The organism is Mesorhizobium sp. P5_C1 (genome assembly GCF_054049815.1).
Genome location: NZ_JBFULQ010000889.1, coordinates 1 through 1,512 on the forward strand (window position 1 = coordinate 1; position 1,512 = coordinate 1,512).

General features: G+C 58.9%; 1 pseudogene. It reads left to right on the forward strand.

Annotated elements, in window-relative coordinates:
- Positions 1 to 313: 313 nt before the first annotated feature.
- Positions 314 to 1,512 (forward strand): annotated as a pseudogene (katE, locus tag ACXJ7R_RS32290) (catalase); the annotation flags it as partial.

Here is a 1,512-nt window from a genome sequence, read left to right on the forward strand (position 1 = left end):
GCTAAGGAAGGCGTCGGCAAGGCCGTCGGCAATGACCATCTGCGGGCTGAAGGCCGCCGCGCAGGAAGCCAACGGCAAGGTTCAGAAGGTGTAGGCGAGGCGAAGTCCGCCGTCAAGGATGCGATAAACAAGACGGCAGCCGCGATCAACAAGAACTTCTGACCGCATTCGCCCTTTGAGGGCAATGAAAGGCCGCCGGCAAAACCGGGCGGCCTTCGTCGTTCAAGGATCTGGAATCGACAAGGAACGCAAATCCATTCGGGACATTGAGCAAGCAGTGCAGCTTGCGCGTTCACCTCAAGGGATTTCCAGCATGGCGAAGCAAACATCCAAATCGGCCGGGACGGCTGCGACAATTCATGATCAGAAACTGGCGCGTGGCGCTGGCGGTGAACTGCATCAGGTCGCATCCGGCTCGACACCGGTGCTGACAACGGCCCAGGGCGGGCCGGTTTCAGACGACCAGAACTCGCTCAGGATCGGCCCACGTGGACCGACCGTGCTCGAAGATTTTCACTTCCGCGAAAAAATCTTCCATTTCGATCACGAGCGGATCCCCGAACGCGTCGTCCATGCCCGTGGCTATGGTGTGCACGGCTATTTTGAAACCTATGAATCGCTGGCGAAATACACGCGTGCCGACATCTTCCAGCGCGCCGGCGAAAAGACACCGGCTTTCGTCCGCTTCTCCACCGTTGCCGGCAACAAGGGTTCTGCCGACCTTGCCCGGGATGTGCGTGGCTTCGCCGTCAAACTCTATACGCAAGAAGGCAACTGGGACATCGTCGGCAACAACATGCCGGTGTTCTTCATCCAGGATGCGATCAAATTTCCCGACTTGATCCACGCCGCCAAGGCAGAGCCCAACAGCGACTTCCCGCAGGCGCAGACAGCGCATGACAATTTCTGGGACTTCATCTCGCTCACTCCGGAAAGCATGCACATGATCATGTGGGCGATGTCAGACAGGGCGATCCCGCGTTCCCTGCGCTTCATGGAAGGTTTTGGTGTTCACACGTTCCGGCTGCTCAACGCCAACGATGAATCGACCTTCGTCAAGTTCCTCTGGAAGCCGAAGCTCGGTCTCCAGTCCGTCGCCTGGAATGAAGCGGTGAAGATCAACGGCGCGGATCCCGACTTCCACCGCCGCGACCTGTGGGACGCCATCCACGCCGGCAACTTCCCGGAATGGGAACTGCAACTGCAGCTGTTTGATCAGGCGTTCGCCGACAGCTTCGACTTCGATATCCTCGATCCCACCAAACTCATCCCCGAGGAGGTGCTGCCGCCGATCCCGATTGGCCGTCTTGTGCTCGATCGCATGCCCGACAATTTCTTTGCCGAGACCGAGCAGGTCGCGTTCATGACGCAGAACGTGCCGCCCGGCGTAGACTTTTCGAACGACCCGCTGCTGCAGGGCCGAAATTTCTCCTACCTCGACACGCAGATCAAACGGCTGGGCAGCACCAACTTCACCCACCTGCCGATCAACGCACCCAAATGTCCCTTCCA